This window comes from Streptomyces sp. NPDC086147 (genome assembly GCF_040702165.1).
In the GTDB taxonomy this organism is placed as follows: domain Bacteria; phylum Actinomycetota; class Actinomycetes; order Streptomycetales; family Streptomycetaceae; genus Streptomyces.
On the sequence record NZ_JBFBJO010000006.1, the window covers coordinates 83247 to 103713 of the forward strand.

General features: G+C 73.3%; 20 protein-coding genes. 13 read left to right on the forward strand and 7 right to left on the reverse strand.

The window, feature by feature from the left end; all coding sequences use genetic code 11:
• The first annotated feature begins 40 nt into the window (after positions 1-40).
• The 3 genes from AB0398_RS15730 to AB0398_RS15740 all read left to right on the forward strand — a co-directional run bounded on the left by AB0398_RS15730 (position 41) and on the right by AB0398_RS15740 (position 4827).
• A complete protein-coding gene (locus tag AB0398_RS15730) occupies positions 41-664 on the forward strand; it encodes a GntR family transcriptional regulator (RefSeq protein ID WP_030205765.1) in 624 nt (207 codons plus the stop codon).
• 437 nt (positions 665-1101) lie between these two features.
• Positions 1102-3816, forward strand: a complete 2715-nt coding sequence (aceE, locus tag AB0398_RS15735; protein WP_366375387.1) for a pyruvate dehydrogenase (acetyl-transferring), homodimeric type — start codon at positions 1102-1104, stop codon at positions 3814-3816.
• 45 nt (positions 3817-3861) lie between these two features.
• Positions 3862-4827, forward strand: a complete 966-nt coding sequence (locus AB0398_RS15740) for a YafY family protein (protein ID WP_366375389.1) — start codon at positions 3862-3864, stop codon at positions 4825-4827.
• 13 nt (positions 4828-4840) lie between these two features.
• On the opposite strand, the gene AB0398_RS15745 is transcribed toward AB0398_RS15740, so the two are convergent.
• Positions 4841-5779, reverse strand: a complete 939-nt coding sequence (locus AB0398_RS15745; RefSeq protein WP_366375391.1) for an SDR family oxidoreductase — start codon at positions 5777-5779, stop codon at positions 4841-4843.
• A 110-nt stretch (positions 5780-5889) separates the two neighbouring features.
• Between AB0398_RS15745 and AB0398_RS15750 the strand changes: the two genes are divergently transcribed.
• Positions 5890-6411 (forward strand): DUF4240 domain-containing protein, encoded by a 522-nt coding sequence (locus AB0398_RS15750; RefSeq protein WP_366375865.1) that lies wholly within the window; start codon positions 5890-5892, stop codon positions 6409-6411.
• 38 nt (positions 6412-6449) lie between these two features.
• On the opposite strand, the gene AB0398_RS15755 is transcribed toward AB0398_RS15750, so the two are convergent.
• Complete coding sequence (locus AB0398_RS15755) at positions 6450-7244, reverse strand: SDR family NAD(P)-dependent oxidoreductase (protein WP_366375393.1); 795 nt, start codon at positions 7242-7244, stop codon at positions 6450-6452.
• A 154-nt stretch (positions 7245-7398) separates the two neighbouring features.
• On the opposite strand from AB0398_RS15755, the gene AB0398_RS15760 reads away from it, so the two are divergent.
• Positions 7399-8046, forward strand: a complete 648-nt coding sequence (locus AB0398_RS15760) for a TetR family transcriptional regulator (RefSeq protein WP_366375395.1) — start codon at positions 7399-7401, stop codon at positions 8044-8046.
• 55 nt (positions 8047-8101) lie between these two features.
• Here the strand turns inward: AB0398_RS15760 and AB0398_RS15765 are convergent, their stop codons facing one another.
• Positions 8102-8707: a GNAT family N-acetyltransferase gene (locus AB0398_RS15765; RefSeq protein WP_366375398.1), complete on the reverse strand. Its 606-nt coding sequence runs from the start codon at positions 8705-8707 to the stop codon at positions 8102-8104.
• Between the two features lie 47 nt (positions 8708-8754).
• Here AB0398_RS15765 and AB0398_RS15770 point away from each other — a divergent pair, with 47 nt between their 5' ends.
• Both AB0398_RS15770 and AB0398_RS15775 read left to right on the forward strand, forming a co-directional pair.
• Positions 8755-9666, forward strand: a complete 912-nt coding sequence (locus AB0398_RS15770) for a TIGR01777 family oxidoreductase (protein WP_366375400.1) — start codon at positions 8755-8757, stop codon at positions 9664-9666.
• A gap of 233 nt (positions 9667-9899) precedes the next feature.
• Positions 9900-11252: an FAD-dependent oxidoreductase gene (locus AB0398_RS15775; protein WP_366375867.1), complete on the forward strand. Its 1353-nt coding sequence runs from the start codon at positions 9900-9902 to the stop codon at positions 11250-11252.
• A 69-nt stretch (positions 11253-11321) separates the two neighbouring features.
• Here the strand turns inward: AB0398_RS15775 and AB0398_RS15780 are convergent, their stop codons facing one another.
• A complete protein-coding gene (locus AB0398_RS15780) occupies positions 11322-12791 on the reverse strand; it encodes a regulator (RefSeq protein WP_366375401.1) in 1470 nt (489 codons plus the stop codon).
• A gap of 295 nt (positions 12792-13086) precedes the next feature.
• On the opposite strand from AB0398_RS15780, the gene lipB reads away from it, so the two are divergent.
• From lipB to AB0398_RS15800, 4 genes are all read left to right on the forward strand, one after another.
• Positions 13087-13884: a lipoyl(octanoyl) transferase LipB gene (gene lipB / locus AB0398_RS15785; protein WP_366375403.1), complete on the forward strand. Its 798-nt coding sequence runs from the start codon at positions 13087-13089 to the stop codon at positions 13882-13884.
• Positions 13885-14016: 132 nt separating this feature from the next.
• Positions 14017-14985, forward strand: coding sequence for a lipoyl synthase (gene lipA / locus AB0398_RS15790; protein ID WP_366375405.1), 969 nt, complete (start codon positions 14017-14019; stop codon positions 14983-14985).
• A 252-nt stretch (positions 14986-15237) separates the two neighbouring features.
• The gene (locus AB0398_RS15795) at positions 15238-15453 is read left to right on the forward strand and encodes a hypothetical protein (protein WP_062756304.1); all 216 of its coding nucleotides are present in this window, start codon (positions 15238-15240) and stop codon (positions 15451-15453) included.
• Between the two features lie 10 nt (positions 15454-15463).
• The gene (locus tag AB0398_RS15800) at positions 15464-16168 is read left to right on the forward strand and encodes a DUF4191 domain-containing protein (RefSeq protein ID WP_366375407.1); all 705 of its coding nucleotides are present in this window, start codon (positions 15464-15466) and stop codon (positions 16166-16168) included.
• Positions 16169-16239: 71 nt separating this feature from the next.
• On the opposite strand, the gene AB0398_RS15805 is transcribed toward AB0398_RS15800, so the two are convergent.
• Positions 16240-16707: an RDD family protein gene (locus tag AB0398_RS15805; protein WP_366375408.1), complete on the reverse strand. Its 468-nt coding sequence runs from the start codon at positions 16705-16707 to the stop codon at positions 16240-16242.
• A gap of 257 nt (positions 16708-16964) precedes the next feature.
• On the opposite strand from AB0398_RS15805, the gene glnA reads away from it, so the two are divergent.
• Complete coding sequence (gene glnA / locus AB0398_RS15810; protein WP_366375409.1) at positions 16965-18389, forward strand: type I glutamate--ammonia ligase; 1425 nt, start codon at positions 16965-16967, stop codon at positions 18387-18389.
• A 73-nt stretch (positions 18390-18462) separates the two neighbouring features.
• Here glnA and AB0398_RS15815 read toward each other — a convergent pair whose 3' ends face one another.
• Positions 18463-18738, reverse strand: a complete 276-nt coding sequence (locus AB0398_RS15815) for a hypothetical protein (RefSeq protein ID WP_366375410.1) — start codon at positions 18736-18738, stop codon at positions 18463-18465.
• A 149-nt stretch (positions 18739-18887) separates the two neighbouring features.
• On the opposite strand from AB0398_RS15815, the gene AB0398_RS15820 reads away from it, so the two are divergent.
• Entirely contained in the window at positions 18888-19250 is a 363-nt protein-coding gene (locus AB0398_RS15820) for an arsenate reductase family protein (RefSeq protein WP_366375412.1), read from the forward strand.
• Positions 19251-19360: 110 nt separating this feature from the next.
• Here the strand turns inward: AB0398_RS15820 and AB0398_RS15825 are convergent, their stop codons facing one another.
• Entirely contained in the window at positions 19361-20266 is a 906-nt protein-coding gene (locus AB0398_RS15825; RefSeq protein ID WP_366375414.1) for a Gfo/Idh/MocA family oxidoreductase, read from the reverse strand.
• Positions 20267-20467: the final 201 nt, after the last annotated feature.

Sequence of the window (20467 nt, forward strand, 5' to 3'; positions counted from 1 at the left end):
CCGTATTGTCTAAGGGTCAACACTCCCCGAGGAGCCCTTCATGACCGTCCCCGTCGTCCACTCGCTGCGCGAACAGATCCGCGAGCACATCGTGGAGGGGATCGTCAGCGGCCGCTGGAAGCCGGGCGAGCGGATCGTGGAGCGCCGGATCGCGACCGAGCTGGAGGTCAGCCAGACCCCGGTCCGCGAGGCGCTGCGCGAGCTGGAGTCGCTGCGGCTGATCGAGTCGGCGCCCAACAAGGGCGTCCGGGTCCGCAACCTCACCGCGGCCGACCTGGAGGAGAGCTACCCCGTACGCGCCGGTCTGGAGCAGATCGCGGCCGAGCTGGCGGCCGGGCGGCTCTCGGCGGACTGCTCGGCCCTGGAACCGCACGTGGCGGCCCTGTACGAGGCGGACGCGGCCTCGGACGGGACGGCGCAGGTGCGGCACACGGTGGCCTTCCACCGGGAGCTGGTGAAGGCGGCCGGGAACGCCGTGCTGCTGCACACCTGGGAGACGCTCGGCATCGAGGTCTTCACGGCCCTCTCGATCCGCTGGCTGGGCACGGTCCAGAAGTCGTACGCGGAGGAGCACCAGGAGCTGGTGGAGGCCTTCCGGCGGGGCGACCCGAACATCGGCGCGCTGGTGAAGGCGCACGTCCTGGGCTGCGCGCCGCGCGCCTGACGCCGCCGCCGTCCCTCCGAGCGGGTCCCTTTCCGGGGCCCGCTTTTCCGTGCCCGTACGCCCGCCCGTACGCCCGCCCGCACTCCTGCCCGTACGACTTCCCATACGCCTGCCCGTACGACTATCCGCACACCTGTTCGCACGCTCTTCCTGTCCGGTCGCCCGGACCCGCCCGTCCGACCGCGTCCCCGCGGCCCGCTCATCCGTGCGCGCACCCCCTCAGAAAGCCGCCCCTACCTGCGAAAACAAGGCACCGGGTGCCCCTTTTCGCGGCACCCTGTGCCGACTTTCTCGATCCGAAGAGGTTTTCGCCTTCAACCCTTTGATCGATCATCGATCGCCGGTTTACAGTCTTCGGCGGGCCACACCCGGCCCTCCGCCCTGTCCTGCCAGACAAGGCCCCATCTTCACCCCCACCTGTCCGGAAGGCGGCGATCATGACCGATCCCGTAGGCAAGATTCCGAGCGAGCTCGACCAGCTCCCGGACCGTGACACCGAGGAGACCGCCGAGTGGGCGGCCTCCCTGGACGCCGTCACCAAGGCCGCCGGCCCCCACCGGGCCGCCTACCTGATGCGCCGCACGCTCCAGCACGCCGAGGGCGCGGGCCTCGCCCTCCCCAAGCTGCTGGAGACGGACTACGTCAACACCATCCCCACCTCCGCCGAGCCCTCGGTCACCGAGTTCGGCGGCGACGAGGAGATGGAGCGGAAGATCACCGCGTGGAACCGCTGGAACGCGGCCGCGATGGTCTCCCGCGGCTCCAAGTACGGCGTCGGCGGCCACATCGCCACCTTCGCCTCCGCGGCCTGGCTGTACGAGACGGGCTTCAACCACTTCTTCAAGGGCAAGGAGTCGCAGGACGCCCCCGGCTCCGGCGACCAGCTCTACATCCAGGGCCACGCCTCCCCCGGCATCTACGCCCGCGCCTTCCTCGACGGACGCCTGAACGAGGCGCACCTCGACAACTTCCGGCAGGAGTCCGGCGGCAACGGCCTGCCCTCCTACCCGCACCCGCGCCGCCTCCCCTGGCTGTGGGAGTTCCCGACCGTCTCCATGGGTCTGGGCCCCCTCTCCGCGATCTACCAGGCGCGCTTCAACCGCTACCTGACCAACCGCGCCATCAAGGACGTCTCCGCCTCGCACGTGTGGGCGTTCCTCGGCGACGGCGAGATGGACGAGCCCGAGTCGACTGCGGCCCTCGCGCTCGCGGCCCGCGAGGGTCTGGACAACCTGACCTTCGTCATCAACTGCAACCTCCAGCGCCTCGACGGCCCGGTCCGCGCCAACTTCAAGATCGTGCAGGAGCTGGAGGCCCAGTTCCGCGGCGCCGGCTGGAACGTCGTGAAGTCGCTGTGGGGCAACGCCTGGGACGAGCTGTTCGCGCTCGACACCACCGGCGCCCTGGTCCGCCGCCTCCGCGAGGTGCCGGACGCGCAGGTCCAGACGTACCAGACCCGCGACGCCGCCTACATCCGCCAGGACTTCTTCGGCAAGGAGCCGGCGCTCGCCGAGATGGCGAAGCTGCTGAGCGACGACAAGATCCTGGAGTGCTTCCACCTCTCCCGCGGCGGCCACGAGCCGCGCAAGGTGTACGCCGCGTACAAGGCCGCCCTGGAGTTCAAGGGCGCGCCGACGGTCATCCTCGCGCAGACCGTCAAGGGCTTCACCCTCGGTGAGGGCTTCGCGTCGAAGAACGCGAACCACCAGATGAAGAAGCTCTCCACCGACGAGTTCAAGAACATGCGGGACCTCCTCGGACTCCCCATCTCGGACGCGCAGTTCACCGACGGCCAGGTGCCCTACGGCCACCCCGGCGCCGACTCCCCCGAGGTCCGCTACCTCCAGGAGCGCCGCGCGGCCCTCGGCGGTCCGGCCCCGGCCCGCCGCGTCCACCCGCTGGCCCCGCTGCCGGCCGCGGCCGACAAGTCGTTCGCCGCCTTCGACAAGGGCTCCGGCACGCAGTCGATGGCGACCACGATGGCCTTCGTCCGCCTGGTCAAGGACCTGATCCGGGACAAGGAGACCGGCAAGCGCTGGGTTCCGATCGTCCCCGACGAGGCCCGCACCTTCGGCATGGAGAGCCTCTTCCCCTCGCTCGGCATCTACTCGCCGAAGGGCCAGACGTACGAGCCGGTCGACCGCGACCAGCTGATGTACTACAAGGAGGCCAAGAACGGCCAGATCCTCAACGAGGGGATCACCGAGGCCGGTTCGATGGCCGACTTCATCGCCGCTTCCACCGCGTACTCCACGCACGGCGAGGCGATGATCCCGTTCTACATCTTCTACTCGATGTTCGGCTGGCAGCGGACCGCCGACCAGATGTGGCAGCTCGGCGACCAGCTCGGCCGCGGCTTCCTCGTCGGCGCGACCGCCGGCCGCACCACCCTGACCGGTGAGGGCCTCCAGCACGCCGACGGGCACTCGCCGGTGATCGCGGCCACCAACCCGGCGGCCCTGACGTACGACCCGGCGTTCGCCTACGAGGTCGCGGCCATCGTCAAGGAGGGTCTGCGCCGGATGTACGGCGAGGCCGCCGAGGGCGAGGACCAGGACGTCTTCTACTACCTGACGGTCTACAACGAGCCGATGCCGCAGCCCGCCAAGCCGGCCGGGGTCGACGAGGGCATCGTCAAGGGCCTGTACCGCTTCAACACGGCCGAGTCCGCCGGGGTCGACCTGCCCGCGAACCCCTCGCGGATCCAGCTCCTCTCCTCCGGCACGGCCATCCACTGGGCCCTGGAGGCGCAGAAGCTGCTCGCCGCCGAGTGGGGCGTGGCCGCCGACGTGTGGTCCGCGACCTCCTGGACGGAGCTGCGGCGCGACGCCCTGGAGGCGGACGCGGCGCTGCTGCGCGGCGAGGAGCGGATCCCGTACGTACGCGAGGCCCTGGCGGGCGCCGAGGGTCCGGTGCTCGCGGTCTCCGACTACATGCGCCAGGTCCCGGACCAGATCGCGCAGTGGGTCGAGCAGGACTGGTCCTCGCTCGGCGCCGACGGCTTCGGCCTCTCGGACACCCGCGACGCGGCCCGCCGCCACTTCGGCGTCGACGCGCAGTCGATCGTCGTCGCGGCGCTCGCGCAGCTCGCGCGGCGCGGCGAGGTGCAGGCGTCGGCCGTGAAGGAGGCGCGCGAGCGCTACGGCCTGTAAGGGTCCCGCGGTTCCGACGGGGCGGGCGGCACGCATGATGGAGTCATGCGCGCCGCCCGCCTCATCAAGTTGGTCCTGCTGCTCCAGTCCCGTCCCTCGATGACGGCGGCCGAACTCGCCGCCGAGCTGGAGGTGTCGGAGCGGACGGTCGCCCGGGACGCGCTCGCCCTCTCGGAGGCGGGGGTGCCGGTGTACGCGGACCGGGGCAGGGCCGGCGGGTACCGGCTCGTCGACGGCTACCGCACCCGCCTGACCGGGCTCGCCCGGGGCGAGGCGGAGGCGCTGTTCCTGTCCGGACTGCCGGGCGCGCTGCGGGACATGGGCCTGGAGGACGCGGCCTCGGCGGCCCGCCTGAAGGTGTCGGCGGCGCTGCTCCCCTCGCTGCGGGACGCGCCCCGCACGGCGGCCCAGCGCTTCCACCTGGACGCGCCCGGCTGGTACCAGGAGCCGGTGACCCCGGAGCTGCTGCCCGCGCTCGCGGAGGCGGTCTGGGACGACCGGTGCGCCCGGGTCCGCTACCGGCGTGGGGACGGCACGGAGGTGGAGCGGGAGCTGCGGCCGTACGGACTCGTCCTGAAGGCGGGCGTCTGGTACGCGTGCGCGTGGACGGACGGCTCGTTCCGTACGTACCGGGTGGACCGGTTCACGGCGGTGGCGGTGGGCGGGGAGCGCTTCGAGCGGGACCCGGACTTCGACCTGCCCGCGTTCTGGTCCGCCCGCTCCCTGGAGTTCACCCGTTCCCTGCTCCGGTCCGAGGCCGTGCTGCTCCTCACGGAGGAGGGGGCCCGGCGGCTGCCGTACGTGACGGACCGGGCGGCGGCCGAGGAGGCGCTCGCGGCGGCCACCGCCGGGGCCGACGGCCGCCTCCGGGCGACCCTGCGCGTGGAGAACGAGGAAGTCGCCTTCGCGCAGCTCCTGGGCCTGGGCCCGGAGGCCGAGGTCATGGCCCCGGCCGCGCTCCGGGAGCGGTTCGCGGAGGCGGCACGGGGCTTGGGGAGGCTGTACGGATAGAGCCCGCCGGGTTCTACCGGTAGTCGTCCACCGACACGTCCTCGTCCGTCTCCTTGGCGACGATGAAGCCCCACGCGTCCGGCCGCGAGCCGTCCGCGTCCGTGAAGCCGTACTCCTTCGCGAGCTGTCCGCTGGAGAGGGAGCGGCCGTTCCAGCGGGCCCGGTCGGGGTCGGCGGCGAGGGCCGCGACCGCGCGGCCGACGTAGACCGGCGACTCGGCGACGGCGAAGTCGGGAAGCTTCTCGGCGGCGTCGCGCCAGTTCTCCTCGGTCACGCCGAAGTGGTCCAGCATCTGTTCCGAGCGGAGCCAGCCGGGGGTGAGCGCGACGGCCGTGCCGCCGGACGGCTCCAGTTCGCGGGCGAGGCCGAAGGCCATCCGGATCGGGGCGTTCTTGGCGAGGTCGTAGTAGACGTTCTCGCGGTAGCGGGTGGCGTTGTACTCCTGGGTGCCGTCGGTGACCTCGACGAGGAGGCCGCCGGGGTTCCGGGTGAGCAGCGGGGCGGCGGCCGCGCTGGTGATCAGGTGGCTCTTCACGCCCAGCTCCAGCATGCGCAGGCCGTCGGCGAGGTCCACCTCCCAGATCTTCCTGCCGAAGCCGGCGACGACCAGGTGTTCGCCGCCCCAGATATCGTTGACGAGGACGTCGAGGCGGCCCCACTCGCGGTCGATCCGGTCGATCAGGGCGGCGACCTGGTCGGGCTCCAGGTGATCGGTGGGGACGGCGACGCCCTCGCCGCCGGCGGCCGTCACCAGTTCGGCGGTCTCCTCGATGGTCTCGGTGGTCCGGCCGACCTCGCTGACCTTCTCGCGGGTGGTGCGCCCGGTGACGTAGACGGTGGCTCCGGCGGTGCCGAGCTGGACGGCGATGGCCCGTCCGGCGCCCCGGGTGGCCCCGGCGACCAGGCAGATCCGTCCGCGCAGGGGCTTGCTGTCGGTTGTCTCGGTGCTCATGGAACTCACCCTGGCAGGAAAGCCGGACATCTTCTGTCCGGATTCCGTCCGGATTCATTTCCGGCTTTCCGGGTGCGTCGTCCCCGCCGGGGCAGGATGCTGGTCCCGTGATGGACGAGACCGAGTTCTGGAAGATCATCGACGCCGCCCGGGAGGACGCCGAGGGCGACGCCGAGGAGCAGGCGGACCTGCTGGTGGAGCGGCTGACCCGGCTGGACCCCGACTCGGTGCTCGACTACGCGCGCCACTTCGAGGCCCGCTACAACCGCGCGTACCTCTGGGACCTGTGGGGCGCGGCGGCCGTGCTGTTCGACGGGGCGGGCGAGGAGGTCTTCGACTCCTTCCGCTGCTGGCTGATCGGCCAGGGCCGGGAGGTGTACGAGGGGGCCGTGCACGACCCGGACGCGCTCGCGGAGCTGCTCGACGACTTCGACGTGGAGATCGACGGGGACGGCGAGGAGATCGGTTTCGCGGCGGACGAGGCGTACGAGGCGCTGACCGGCGCCGAGACGCCGGACCTGGGCATTCCGATGCCGGGGGGCGAGCCGCTCGGGACCCCGCTCGACCTGGCGGACGACGAGGCCCTGGCGGTCCGCTTCCCCCGGCTGTGGGAGCGCTTCGGGGCGGGGTGACGGTGACGACGCGGTGACCGGGTGGCTCCCGGGCGCGCTCAGAAGTGGGTGCCGCCGTCGACGCGGACCTCGGTGCCGGTGATGAACCGGCCGTCCTCGCTCGCCAGCATCGCGACGACGCCCGCGACGGTCTCGGGACCGGCGAAGCCCTGCCCGAGGGCGGGGGCGAGCTTCACGAAGAGCGCCATGTCGGCGTCGGCGGGGAGGCCGGGGCCCACGGAACGGCGGCTGGCGCCGGTGCCGTCGGTCATGCCGGAGGAGATGGAGCCCGGCTGGACGGCGGTGAAGCGGATGCCCCGCCCGGCGTACTCGGCGGCGAGCGCGTGGGTCATGGACTGGATGCCGCCCTTGCTGGCCGCGTAGGCGGACATGTACGGGTGGGCGAACGCCGCCGAGGTGGAGGAGAAGTTCACGACGGCCGGGCCGTCGCCCTCCAGGAGGGCCGGGATCGCCTCGCGTATCACCAGGAAGGTGCCGGTGAGATTGGTCCGGATCACCTGCTCGAAGGCGTCGAGGGTGGTCTCGTGGGTGTGCGAGGAGCGCAGGATCCCGGCGGCGTTGACCAGGACGTCCAGGCCGCCGAGCGCCTCGACGGCGGCGGCGACGCCGGCCCGTACGGAGGCCTCGTCGGCGACGTCCAGGAGGACGGTGGCGAGGCGGACGGCGGCGTCGCCGGCCTTGTCGGCGGTGTCCTTGAGGCCGTCCTCGCTGATGTCGGCGGCGACGACCCGGCCGCCCTCGGCGAGCACGCGCAGGACGGTGGCCTGGCCGATGCCGGAGCCGCCGCCGGTGACGAGCGCGCGGCGTCCTTCGTAACGGGTGAGGTGGTTCATGGGGGCCTCTCGATGACGGGCTTTACGGGCTTTACGGGCTTCGCAGACTTCGCGAGCTTCGCGGGTGGAGCGCTGTCACCGTACGCCCAAGTGGCACGTTTTGCCATGTCTGCACGTCGTGCACGCTTGGCAGTCGCGGGCGTACGCTGGGTGGGTGAGCGACAAGACGCCCTCCCGGGCCCCCTCCCTGACGGAGCGCCGCAAGGCCGCCACGCAGCTCGACATCGCCCGCGCGGCCGTCGAGCTGTTCACCGAGCGCGGCCCGGACGACACCACGGCCGAGGACGTCGCCCTGCGGGCCGGGGTCGCGCTGCGCACCTTCTACCGCTACTTCCGCTCCAAGCAGGACGCCGTCGCCCCGCTCCTCGCGGGCGGCGCCGACCGCTGGCGCGCCGACCTGGCCGCCACCGCGCCGGGCACGCCCCTGGCCGACGCCCTGGAGCGGTCCGTCACCGCGTCGCTGACCCCGGCGGACGCGGAGGCCGAGGAGGAACTGCGCAGGACCCGGGGCCTGCTGCGCGCGGCCGCCGGGGACCCCGCATTGCGGGCCGTCTGGTACCGGGTCAACCAGGAGTCGGAGGAGCGGCTGCGCGAGGTCCTCGCCGGGCTCGCGGGGCCGGACGCCGACCCGCTGGAGGTACGGCTCGTGGCGGCGGCGGCCACGGACGCGATCCGGATCGCCCTGGAGGGCTGGGCGGAGCCGGAGGGCGAGCCGCCGGTGCGCGGCGAGGGCTCCCCGGCGGCCCTGGCGGTCCACTGCCTGCGCGAACTGACGGGCGGGATCGGGATGCTGAGGGAGTGACGGGCGGGGCCGGGCCTCTTGGAGAGGTGGGACCGCCTCGGAGGGGCGGGGCCCCTCAGCCCACCAGCGACCGCCCCATGCACACGTCGTCCACGTACCGCCCGTCGATCAGGAACTCGCCCGGCAGGACGCCCTCCACCGCGAAGCCCTCGGAGGCGTAGAGCGCGCGGGCCGGCGCGTTGTGGCCGAGGACCCGCAGGGTGAGGCGGGTGGCGCCCCGCTCCCGCGCCCGGTCCATGGCGGCCCGCAGCAGCCCCCGGGCGACGCCCTCGCCCCGGGCGGACTCGGCGACCACCAGCCCCTGGATCTGGAACACGTGCGCGTGGGAGGCGAGCGGGATGGGCTGCGCGACCCGGACGTAGCCGACGAGCGCGCCCCCGCGCACCGCCACCAGGTAGTCCTCGGGGAGGTGGCGCTCGTCGAAGAAGGGGCCGTACGGCGGGACCGGCGCGGGCACCACCGCGTGGAGCGTGGACCAGGTGACCCGGTCCAGGACGCCGAGCCCGGCGTCGTCGCCGTGGACCGCGACGCGTATCAGCGTCTCGGGCGCGCCCGGCTCCGGCGCGTTCTCCTCGGACGCGCTCGCCCCCGACAGGCCCGTCCCGGGCACGCCCGCCCCCGGCAGGTCCGTCTCGGGCGCGTTCGTCTCCGGCTCGGTCATGACCGTCACTGTGCCATGTCCCGGCCGGAAGGGGGCAGGATGGCCCCATGCAGCGTTCCGCCTCCCGCAAGCGCGTCGCCGTCACCGGCGCCTCCGGTCTCATCGGCTCGGCCCTGGTCCGCTCCCTGCGCGCCGACGGCCACGACGTCCTCCGTCTCGTCCGCCGCCCGGCCCGTACCGCCGACGAGGTCGAGTGGGATCCCGCGCGGCTGTACGTGGACGCCGCCGGGCTCGTCGGCGTGGACGCCGTCGTGCACCTGGCGGGCGCCGGGGTCGGCGAGCGCCGCTGGAACGAGGCGTACAAGAAGGAGATCCGGGACAGCCGGGTGCTCGGCACGACGGCGATCGCGCAGGCGCTCGCCTCGCTCGCGGAGCCGCCGGAGGTTTTGGTGTGCGGGACGGCGCTCGGCTGGTACGGGGACACCGGCAGCCGCGCGGTCGACGAGGGCGCCCCGGCGGGGACGGGCTTCCTGCCCTCGGTCTGCGTGGAGTGGGAGGCCGCGGCGGCCCCCGCCGAGGAGGCCGGCATCCGGGTCGCCTACGCCCGCACCGGCCTGGTGGTGGCCCGTGAGGGCGGGGCGTGGGGGCGGCTCTTCCCGGTCTTCCGCGCGGGGCTCGGCGGGCGGATGGGCGACGGCCGCCAGTACTGGTCCTTCATCTCCCTGCACGACGAGGTGGCCGCCCTGCGCCACCTGGTCGACACGGCGTCCCTGTCGGGCCCGGTGAACCTGACGGCCCCCGACCCGGTCACCAACCGCGAGGTGACCGCGGCGATGGGCCGGGTGCTGGGCCGGCCGACCCTCTTCACGGTCCCGGCGCCGGCGCTGCGGATCGCGCTCGGGGACTTCGCGCAGGACGTGCTGGGCAGTCAGCGGGTGCTGCCGGTGCGCCTGCTGGAGAGCGGCTTCGACTTCGCGTTCCCGACGATCGACGACGCGATCCGGGCCGCCGCCCGCTGAAGCGCCCCTCCCCGGGCCCTCCCACCGGCCCCCTCCGTGCTCCCCCGTGCCGCGCGCACCCCGGTGCGCGCTCCTGGCACCCGTGGGAGCGCTGCCTAGGCTCGACGCGGACCGTGGAACTCCGGCATTCCGGAGGCCCGTTGGGGGCATAGGCCTCCCACCGGCCGCGCCGACCTGGGGAGGGGCACGTGCTCAGCAGCGCAGACAACACCGTCAGCAGCACGGACGACACCATCAGCACAGTCACCACGGAAGACACCGGAGGGAGCGTCGACGTCGTGGTCGTGGGGGCCGGGGCGGCGGGTCTCGCCGCCGCCCACCGGCTGACCCGCGCCGGACTCTCCGTCGCCGTCCTGGAGGCGGAGCCGTGGATCGGGGGCCGGATGGCGACCGCGTCCGTCGACGGCTTCCTGCTCGACCGGGTGGGCGGGCCGCTCACCCTGTCGCACGAGGAGCTGCGGACCCTGCCGGGGCTCGGCGGCCTCGCGCTGCGGCCCTTCGCGCCGGGGGTCCTCGTGCACAGCGACGGCCGGTACGCGCGGTGGGGCGCCCCGCACCCGCGCCGGACGGCCGGAGCGCCCCGGGCGACGGGCGGCCGGAGCGTGGGGGGAGCGTTCAGCGTGGCGCGCGCCCTCGCGAGCGCCCCCCGCCATCCGGCGGCCTCGCTCGACCAGGCGCGGCTCGGCGCGTCCCTCGTGCGGCTCGCCGCGACCCCGACGCAGCGGATCCTCGCCCGGCCCGAACGGACCGCGCGCGAGGCCCTGAACGCGCGGCTGCCCGCCCGGACCGTCCAGGGGGTGCTGCGGCCGCTGCTCGCGGCGCTCCTGGCCGACCCGGACCTCGGCACGTCGAGCCGGCGGGCGGACCTGGCGCTGCGCGGCTTCGCCCGGGGGCGGCTCGCGGTGCCGGAGGGCGGTGCGGCGGCGCTCCCGGAGCTGCTCGCGGCCGGGCTGCCGCCGGGCACGGTCCGTACCGGCGTACGGGTCACGGAGGCGTCCGTCTCCCGGGTCACGACGGCGGAGCACGGGGTGTTCCGCTGCCGCTCGGTGGTCCTGGCCACGGGGGCGCGCACGGCGGCGGCGCTCCTTCCGGGGCTGCGGACGCCCGCGTTCCACCCCGTCACGGTCCTGCACCACACGGCCCCGGTCGCGCCCGCCGGCGATCCGGTGCTGCTCCTGGAGTCGGACCCGGGCGGGCCGGTGGCCCACACGGCGGTGATGAGCGCGGTCGACCCGGGCCGCGCCCCGGCGGGCCGGACCCTGATCACCTCGACGGTGCTCGGGACGCCGCCGGACGACACGGAGCGGCGGGTCCGCAAGCACCTCGCCACGCTGTACGGCACGTCGACCGACGAGTGGGAGCTGCTGGCGCTCCGGCACACCCCGGACGCGGTCCCGGCGATGACGCCCCCGCACGACGGACACCGCTCGGTCCGGCTGCTCGCGGGCCTCTACGTCTGCGGCGACCACCGCGCCACGAGCACCCCCCGGGGCGCCCTCGACTCGGGCCACCGCGCGGCCCGCGCCCTCCTGACGGACCTGGGCGTACGCCTCCCGGCCGAGTCCCTGGCGACGGAGGCCGCCTAGACACTGCCCGGCGGACGGCGGATCAGGGCCGGACGGGCCGCGTCCCCGATCCGCCGGACGGCCCCCGGATCAGCCGATCGCCGCCACCCGGTCGCGGTAGGTGCGGGCCGGGGCCGCGTCGCGGTAGGGCTCCAGGCGGCGTTCGAAGTCGCGCACGTACTCGGCGGCGCGGGCCGAGCGCATCTCGGAGGCCTCCCTGGCGGCCTCGGCGCCGAGCGCGCAGGCCTGCTCCAGTTCGCCGAGGGCGAGCCGGGAGGTGGCGAGGACGACCCGGCAGAAGAGGCGGCTGCGGGCGAAGCCGGGGGCGCGGAGCTGGAGGGAGCGCTCGGCGTGCTGGGCGGCGGGGCGGTACTGCTGGAGGTCGCGGTGGCAGTGCCCGAGCTCGTCGGCGAGCTGCGCCTCGTCGAAGGTCCGGGCCCAGTACGGCACCTCGTCGCCGGGCCGGGCCGCGTCCAGGGCCCGTTCGGCCCGGACGAGGGAGGCGCTGCACACCCGCGCCTCCCCCAGGACGGCGTGGCCGCGCGCCTCGACCGCGTGCAGCATCGCCTGGACGACGGGCGGCGCGGCGGGCCCGACGCCCTGCTGGGCGACCCGGGCGAGCTGCACGGCCTCCCGCCCGTGGCCGAGGTAGACGGCCTGGCAGCTCATGGTGAGGAGCACGTACGAGCCGTACGCCCGGTCCCCGGCGGCCTGCGCGAGGCGCAGCGCCTGGACGAAGTAGCGCTGGGCGAGGCCGTGGGCGGCGATGTCGTACGAGGTCCAGCCCGCGAGCCGGGTGAGGTCGGCGACGGCGGCGAAGAGGCGGCGGCCGGTGGACTCGCCGTACGTGCCGCGCAGCATCGGCTCGGCCTCGTGCTCCAGGTAGCGGACGAGGGCCTGGCGGGCGTGGCCGCCGCCGTAGGCGTGGTCGAGGGTGCGGAAGAGCTCGGCGACCGAGCGGAGGGCGGCGATGTCGCCGCTGGAGACCCGCTGTCCCGGGCCCCGGTCCGTGCCGCGCTGGCGGGGCACGGAGAAGCGGCCCTGGGCCGGGACCCGGGGGTCGTGCGGGGGCGCTCCGGCGGAGGCGCGGGAGGCGGCGGGCTCGCCGCGCGCCACCCGTTCGTCGGCGCGGCCGATCAGCCAGTCCCGGCTGGGGACGACCAGGCCCGCCGGGGTGAAGGCGATCTTGCGGAGTTCGGCGTGGCTGCCGGAGTCCTTGCGCCACAGGCCGCTGACGATGTCGACGGCCTCCTCGGGGGTGGCGGCGAACTCCAGGCCCGCGTAGACGGGTGCGCAGGCGTCGAGGCCGAGGTCCTGGGCGGAGAGCCGGCGGCCCAGGCGGCGGGTGAAGACCTCGGCGATGAGGGCGGGGGTGGTGCCGCGCGGCTGCTGGCCGCGGAGCCAGCGGGTCACGGAGGTCTTGTCGTACCGCAGGTCCAGGCCGTGTTCCAGGCCCAGCTGGTCCACCCGTCTGGCGAGGCCCGCGTGGGAGAACCCTGCTTCGGCGATGAGCGCGGCGAGCCGGCTGTTCGGGATGCGCTGCGGGGGTCGTTCCGTCATGAGCTGTGCGGTCTCCTGTTTTCCGGGCCCGGGCGGCACCCCTTCGGACCCTCCTGGAACGGCGTGAATTTAGCGGCCTCCACGGCCCGTACCGCCACCTTCGCCCCACATTCATCCGATCGTGTGAGGATTGGCGGCATCGCTGACGTGGGCGCCCGCGTCCGCCCCGTCCGCCCGCCGGAGGGGAGGCCCCGGCGCCGCCGTACAGTGGCATGGGCGCGAATGACGCATGGTGCCGAGCCGGCCCGGGATGATCCCCGGTCCCCGGAATCCCGGCGCAGGAGGAGGCAAGGCCGTGAGTGAGCTGCGATTCGTCCGTCTCGGCTTCGGCGACGAGGCCGTCGACTACCAGGTGGCCTGGGACAAGCAGCGCGAGGTGCACGCCGCGCGGTTCGCCGACGAGATCGAGGACACCTGTCTGCTCCTGGAGCACCCGCCGGTCTACACGGCCGGCCGGCGCACGGCGGAGAGCGAGCGCCCCCTGGACGGGACGCCGGTGGTGGACGTGGACCGCGGCGGGAAGATCACCTGGCACGGGCCCGGCCAGCTGGTCGGCTATCCGATCATGAAGCTGCCCCGCCCGGTGGACGTCGTCGCGCACGTACGGCGCCTGGAGGAGGCCCTGATCCGCACGGCCGCCGAATTCGGCCTGGAGACGACGCGGATCGAGGGCCGCAGCGGGGTGTGGGTCCTCGGGGACCCGGTCGAGCGGCGGCCGTCGCTCGGCGGGCTCTCCCTCGACTTCGACCCGCGCCTGACCGACGAGGAGTTCGACCCGCGCCTGAACGGGCCGGAGTACGCGCCCTCCAACGCCGGCCAGCGCCGCGAGGACCGGAAGCTGGCGGCGATCGGCATCCGGGTCGCCAAGGGCGTCACGATGCACGGCTTCTCGCTCAACGTGAACCCGGACAACGTCTGGTTCGACCGGATCATCCCGTGCGGCATCCGCGACGCGGGCGTCACGTCGTTCGCCAACGAGCTGGGCCGCGACGTCACGGTCGAGGAGGTGCTGCCGGTGGTCGAGAGGCACCTGCGGGAGGTCCTGGAGCACGCGGAGCTCAAGCCGCGGGCCGTGGAGCCCGCCACCGCCTGACCCCGGGCCGCCGCGTCCGCACGGCCCCCAGGAATGCGGGGCACTGGCCAGAGGTTGGCCGGACGTAGGCAGGCATGGAAGCCACGGGCGTACCCTGGTGTACGCCGAAGAATCGAAGCTACAGGAGCCGATGTGTCCGCAGTCGCACCCGACGGACGCAAGATGCTGCGCCTGGAGGTCCGGAACGCCCAGACCCCCATCGAGCGCAAGCCCGAGTGGATCAAGACACGGGCGAAGATGGGGCCCGAGTACACGAAGATGCAGGGCCTCGTGAAGAGCGAGGGCCTGCACACGGTCTGCCAGGAGGCGGGCTGTCCCAACATCTTCGAGTGCTGGGAGGACCGCGAGGCGACCTTCCTCATCGGCGGCGACCAGTGCACCCGGCGCTGCGACTTCTGCCAGATCGACACGGGCAAGCCCGAGGCCCTCGACCGCGACGAGCCGCGCCGCGTGGGCGAGTCGGTCGTCACGATGGACCTGAACTACGCCACGATCACCGGCGTCGCGCGCGACGACCTGGAGGACGGCGGCGCCTGGCTGTACGCCGAGACCGTGCGCCAGATCCACCAGCAGACGGCGGGCCGCGAGGCCGGCCGCACCAAGGTCGAGCTGCTCGCCCCCGACTTCAACGCGGTGCCGGAGCTGCTTGAGCAGGTCTTCGACTCCCGCCCCGAGGTCTTCGCGCACAACGTGGAGACGGTGCCGCGCATCTTCAAGCGCATCCGCCCCGGCTTCCGGTACGAGCGCTCCCTGGACGTCATCACGCGGGCGCGTGACTACGGTCTGGTCACGAAGTCGAACCTGATCCTCGGCATGGGCGAGACCCGCGAGGAGGTCAGCGAGGCGCTCCAGCAGCTGCACGACGCGGGCTGCGAGCTCATCACGATCACGCAGTACCTGCGCCCCTCGGTCCGCCACCACCCGGTGGAGCGCTGGGTGAAGCCGCAGGAGTTCGTGGAGCTGAAGGAGGAGGCCGACGAGATCGGCTTCTCCGGCGTGATGTCGGGCCCGCTGGTCCGTTCGTCGTACCGCGCGGGGCGTCTGTACCAGCAGGCGCGGGAAAAGCGGGAGGCCGCGCAGGCCGCTTCGACCGGCGTGTGAATCCGAGCACAAGTAGTTACCGGCCGGTAGTGGCCGGATCCGGTGCGGTCCGCACGACCCCGCAGCTCAGCGGGGGCGTACGGGCCGCACCGCCGTTTCCGCACTGGGCCGACCGGCCGCACCGACGTTTCATCAGTGTTTGACCGTCGGGTCACGTCCTGGTAACACCGATCTGTGAGCCTGGTTTCACCCACCGCCACCGTCGCTCGCACCCCCGCCTCGTCTCACCCGCCTTCGAGGGAGGACCCCGCCATGCCGGCCGCATCGACGCACGTCCGCGTCACCGCGATCCCGTCCGTCACCGACGCCCTGAGGGCCGTGGAGTCGCTGCTCCTGGGCTCGGGCCAGCGCACCGCCCGGCGCAACGCCTGGAACTCCGTCCTGGAGGACCGGCGCCGCGCCAAGGACCGGGTCGAGGCCCAGCGCGTGATGGAGGTCGCGTCGGGCCGGGCTTCCCGGGCCACGTAAACTTCAGGACATGGCGAGGAAGGCAAACACGAGCAGCGCTGACGCTGCCAACCCCGGGCGACTGAAGCAGATCGCCCTCACGTACAAGATGACCCGGAAGGCCGACCCGAAGGTCGGTCTCGTCGTCGCGGGCGTGGGCATCGGCGTACTCGGTGTCCTCCTCGCGATCGGCTTCCTCATCGGTCATCCGGTCTACCTGGGCATCCTGGGCGTCGTCCTGGGCCTCCTGGCGGCGGCCATCGTCTTCGGACGGCGCGCCGAGACCGCGGCCTTCGGGCAGATGGAGGGCCAGCCGGGCGCGGCGGCGGCGGTGCTGCAGAACGTCGGGCGCGGCTGGACGACGACCCCCGCGGTCGCGATGAACCGCAACCAGGACGTCGTGCACCGCGCGGTCGGCCGGGCGGGCATCGTCCTGGTCGCCGAGGGCAACCCGAACCGGGTCAAGACGCTCCTCGCGGCCGAGAAGAAGCGCATGAACCGCGTCGTGGTGGACGTGCCCGTGCACGACATCATCGTCGGCGACGGCGAGGGCCAGGTGCCGCTGAAGAAGGTCCGCACGACCATGCTGAAGCTGCCCCGGGTGCTCTCCGGCCCGCAGGTGACCGCGGCCAACGACCGGCTGCGGGCGATGGGCGACCTGATGAGCAACATGCCGCTGCCGAAGGGTCCGATGCCGAAGGGCATGCGGATGCCGCGCGGCGGAAAGACGCGCTGACGCGCCCGACCCAGTACGTGAGAGGGGCTCCGGACCGTGCAGTCCGGAGCCCCTCTCACGTACCCGGGGCGTCAGATGCGGACCTGGACCGCGCCGGAGAGGCGGTCGTGGAGGCCGCGGCCGTCGCGGTCCCAGATCAGGGCCGGGATCGCCAGGCAGACGAGGACGGAGCGGAGCACCACGCGGAGGAGGCCGAGGCGGCCGCCGCGCGCGGAGACGACCCGCAGGCCGAAGAGCCGCTTGCCGGGCGTGAAGCCGACGGTCCCGACCGTCAGGACGCTCAGGACGAGCAGGATGACGAGCGCCCAGTTGCCGGTGGCCTGGTTGTAGCCGTCGGTGACCAGGCCGTATGCGATCAGCATGCAGAGGGCCCAGTCGACGGCGAGGGCGCCGAGGCGCCGTCCGGGGCGGGCGATCGAGCCGGGTCCCTCCTCGGGCAGCCCGAGCTGCTGACCGCGGTAGCCGAAGTCGACGCCTGCGTCCTCGGCCGCCGCGCGGGGGCCGGAGAGCCACGATCCGATTGCTTGCCTGTTGTCCACCCGACCACGGTACTGTGCCCGTTTTCGATCTCTTCGGCCCGGGTAGCGGGTGGAGGTCCGAGGACCCCCTGCGGGCGGGAACGGACCCATGTCCGGAGCACGACCGGCACCCACCCCGGTTAACTTCGACGAAACAATTGGGTCATGCTTGAGAAATCCCGTCTGCCTATGGTCGGGTCCAGCGTGTGCCACCGCACTGGCCGCACGACCGAGCTGCAAACCCCGCCCCTCCCCGGGCCGGGAGTAGGAGGAGTGGGATGTCCCAGACGAACGGGTTCCAGAACGCCGAAGAGGCCCAGAAGTTCATCAAGGACAACGACGTCAAGATGGTCGACGTCCGGTTCTGCGACCTTCCGGGTGTGATGCAGCACTTCACGATCCCCGCCTCGGCCTTCGACCCGTCGGAGGAGCTCGCCTTCGACGGCTCGTCGATCCGCGGCTTCCAGGCGATCCACGAGTCCGACATGGCGCTGCGCGCCGACCTGTCGACGGCCCGTGTGGACCCCTTCCGCCGTGACAAGACGCTGAACATCAACTTCTTCATCCACGACCCGATCACGGGCGAGCAGTACAGCCGCGACCCCCGGAACATCGCGAAGAAGGCCGAGGCCTACCTCGCCTCCACCGGCATCGCCGACACCGCCTTCTTCGGCCCCGAGGCCGAGTTCTACGTCTTCGACTCGGTGCGCTTCGAGACCTCGGCGAACCAGGGCTTCTACCACATCGACTCCGAGGCCGGCGCCTGGAACACCGGTGCGGTGGAGAACAACCGCGGCTACAAGGTCCGCTACAAGGGCGGCTACTTCCCGGCCCCGCCGGTCGACCACTTCGCCGACCTGCGCTCCGAGATCTCCCTGGAGCTGGAGAACGTCGGCCTCCAGGTCGAGCGCCAGCACCACGAGGTCGGCACCGCCGGCCAGGCCGAGATCAACTACAAGTTCAACACGCTGCTCGCCGCGGCCGACGACCTGATGCTCTTCAAGTACATCGTGAAGAACGTCGCCTGGCGCAACGGCAAGACCGCGACCTTCATGCCGAAGCCGATCTTCGGCGACAACGGCTCGGGCATGCACGTCCACCAGTCGCTGTGGGCCAACGGCGACCCGCTGTTCTACGACGAGACGGGCTACGCGGGCCTCTCGGACACCGCCCGCTACTACATCGGCGGCATCCTCAAGCACGCCCCGTCGCTGCTCGCCTTCACCAACCCGACGGTGAACTCGTACCACCGCCTGGTCCCGGGCTTCGAGGCCCCGGTCAACATGGTGTACTCGCAGCGCAACCGCTCCGCCGCCATGCGCATCCCGATCACGGGCGCGAACCCGAAGGCCAAGCGCGTCGAGTTCCGCGCGCCGGACCCGTCCTCGAACCCGTACCTCGCCTTCTCGGCGCTGCTCCTCGCGGGCCTCGACGGCATCAAGAACAAGATCGAGCCGCTGGAGCCGATCGACAAGGACCTGTACGAGCTGGCTCCGGAGGAGCACGCCAACGTCCCCCAGGTCCCGACCAACCTGGAGGCCGTCCTCTCCGCCCTGGAGGAGGACAACGAGTACCTCCAGGCCGGCGGCGTCTTCACCTCGGACCTGATCGAGACCTGGATCGACTACAAGCGCACGAACGAGATCGCCCCGATCCAGCTGCGCCCGCACCCGCACGAGTTCGAGCTCTACTTCGACCTCTAAGCCGGAGCCTCAGCAGTGAAGGCCGCCGCCCGGAAGGTTCCGGGTGGCGGCCTTCGCCGTGCTCGCGGCCCCGTCAGCGCCCGTAGCGGATCAGGGTGCGGACCATGCGGCAGGTGGTGTCCGAGGGCGGGTGGATGCCGAGCTGCTCGGCCGTGGTGCGTATGGTCGCGTTCGTGGCCTTCGACGGGACGTAGACGCCGGCGTCGAGGAGGGCGATCGCGAGGCGCATGGCCTTCAGGCGCCGGTTGTGCGTGACGTACCACTCGCGCGGTCGGCCCGCGGGGAGCGGCTGCTTCTGGAGCGGCTTCCAGGGTTCGAGGGACGGCGTCCGGATCACGGCGAGAGCCATGGGCTACCTCCTGGCGAACGGCGGGGTGCGGGCCCTCCTCGGGACCCTCACCTTCACCCATTATTTTACCGGCCCCCACTGACAATCGTCCCTGGCCAGGACCGGTTTTCGGCAGTGATGACAGGGGCCGCGGGGGTACCGTGTGCGCCATGGAGATCTGGATCAATCCCGCCTGTTCCAAGTGCCGGAGCGCCCTCACGCTGCTCGACGCCGAAGGGGCCGAGTACACCGTCCGGCGCTACCTGGAGGACGTGCCCTCGGCCGAGGAGATCCGGGAGGTGCTCGGGCGGCTCGGGCTCGAACCGTGGGACATCGCCCGGACCCAGGAGGCCGAGGCCGAGGAGCTCGGGGTGAAGGAGTGGCCCCGGGACGCGGAGGGCCGCGACCGGTGGATCGAGGCCCTCGCCGCGCACCCGAAGCTCATCCAGCGGCCGATCATCACCGCCGAGGACGGGACCGCCGTCGTGGGGCGGACCGAGGAGGCCGTGCGGGACGCGCTGTCCCGCCGCTGAGGGGCCCGGGCCCGTCTGTAACGGACCGCCGCTGACGGGCCCCCGGGCCCGTCCATAACGGCCGGCCGCCGAGGGCGGTCCGGGCCCCGTCCCCGAGGGGCCCCGGGGCCTCAGGCCCTCGCCGCCAGTCGCTCCGCCTCCGTCAGGATCTCCGTGAGGCGCAGGCCGAAGCGGGCGTCGCAGGGGTGGGGCGTGCCCGTGCGGGCCGCCGCGACCAGGGCGTCCACGGCCGCCCCGAAGGCGTCCACCGCGCCGTTCCAGCGGGGCATCTCGGCGCGGCCCTCCGTGCCGAAGAGGGTGAGGGCCGCCTCCGCCGCCTCCGGCGGGGCGCTGAGCGTGAGGGTCGCGGTGCTGCTCGCCCCCGACGTGTGGCGCAGGACGAGGTGGTGGGTGTCGCCCGGGCCCGGCACGGCCGTGATCTCCGTGACGTCCCCCAGGACCGGCAGGTAGACCGAGAGGACGTGCGGGCCCACGTCCCACAGGCCGCCCTTCTCGCGCCGCCAGGGCGAGGCCGCGTACTCGCTCGTGGAGCCGGAGCCGTACAGCGAGCCCAGCCAGTGCGCCTCGCCCAGGAACCAGCCGTCCGCCGCCGCCCGCTCGGCGATCCAGGAGGCCGTCGGCTCCGCGAACCGCAGGGTGCAGAAGACCACCGAGGCGACGCCCGCCGCCTCGACGGCGTCGGCCACCTCGCGGGCCCCGGCCACCGTCGTGGCGACCGGCTTGTCCAGGAGGACGTGGCAGCCGGCCGCCGCGGCCCGCACCGCCAGCGGGGCCTGCACGTCCGGCGGGAGGGCGAGGGCCACCGCGTCGCTCGCCGCGAAGAGGGCGTCCACGTCGTCGTACGCGCGCGTGCCCGACGCGGCGGCCAGCGCCTCCGCCGCCTCCGGGCGCCTGCCCCACACCCCGCTGAACTCGACGTCCGGGTGCCCGGCGAGTGCGGGCGCGTGCGTGTGCCCGGCCCAGGGGCCGGTGCCGAGGAGTCCGATGCGGGGCCTCGCCCCGAGCTGCTTCGCCATGGTCACAGTCTGCCGGGTGGCCCCGCCGGGCGGTGGCGACGGGGTGCGGCACCGAAACCCCCTGGCTCCCCTTCCCCCTCCCGGGTTAGCGTTCCCCCGCCGGCCGCGGGACTCCGGCGCGACTTCCGGAACCTGCCTCTGAAGCAACGTCTTCGCTGTTCGCGCCCTCATTCCCCGGCCGGCACCTGAACGAGGGGGGAA

Excerpts from the sequence above, each read along its gene's own strand:
- AB0398_RS15730 (WP_030205765.1), top strand. The coding sequence starts at position 41 with ATGACCGTCCCCGTCGTCCACTCGCTGCGCGAACAGATCCGCGAGCAC.
- aceE (WP_366375387.1), top strand. The coding sequence starts at position 1,102 with ATGACCGATCCCGTAGGCAAGATTCCGAGCGAGCTCGACCAGCTCCCG.
- AB0398_RS15740 (WP_366375389.1), top strand. The coding sequence starts at position 3,862 with ATGCGCGCCGCCCGCCTCATCAAGTTGGTCCTGCTGCTCCAGTCCCGT.
- AB0398_RS15745 (WP_366375391.1), bottom strand. The coding sequence starts at position 5,779 with ATGAGCACCGAGACAACCGACAGCAAGCCCCTGCGCGGACGGATCTGC.
- AB0398_RS15750 (WP_366375865.1), top strand. The coding sequence starts at position 5,890 with ATGGACGAGACCGAGTTCTGGAAGATCATCGACGCCGCCCGGGAGGAC.
- AB0398_RS15755 (WP_366375393.1), bottom strand. The coding sequence starts at position 7,244 with ATGAACCACCTCACCCGTTACGAAGGACGCCGCGCGCTCGTCACCGGC.
- AB0398_RS15765 (WP_366375398.1), bottom strand. The coding sequence starts at position 8,707 with ATGACCGAGCCGGAGACGAACGCGCCCGAGACGGACCTGCCGGGGGCG.
- AB0398_RS15770 (WP_366375400.1), top strand. The coding sequence starts at position 8,755 with ATGCAGCGTTCCGCCTCCCGCAAGCGCGTCGCCGTCACCGGCGCCTCC.
- AB0398_RS15780 (WP_366375401.1), bottom strand. The coding sequence starts at position 12,791 with ATGACGGAACGACCCCCGCAGCGCATCCCGAACAGCCGGCTCGCCGCG.
- AB0398_RS15795 (WP_062756304.1), top strand. The coding sequence starts at position 15,238 with ATGCCGGCCGCATCGACGCACGTCCGCGTCACCGCGATCCCGTCCGTC.
- AB0398_RS15800 (WP_366375407.1), top strand. The coding sequence starts at position 15,464 with ATGGCGAGGAAGGCAAACACGAGCAGCGCTGACGCTGCCAACCCCGGG.
- glnA (WP_366375409.1), top strand. The coding sequence starts at position 16,965 with ATGTCCCAGACGAACGGGTTCCAGAACGCCGAAGAGGCCCAGAAGTTC.
- AB0398_RS15815 (WP_366375410.1), bottom strand. The coding sequence starts at position 18,738 with ATGGCTCTCGCCGTGATCCGGACGCCGTCCCTCGAACCCTGGAAGCCG.
- AB0398_RS15820 (WP_366375412.1), top strand. The coding sequence starts at position 18,888 with ATGGAGATCTGGATCAATCCCGCCTGTTCCAAGTGCCGGAGCGCCCTC.
- AB0398_RS15825 (WP_366375414.1), bottom strand. The coding sequence starts at position 20,266 with ATGGCGAAGCAGCTCGGGGCGAGGCCCCGCATCGGACTCCTCGGCACC.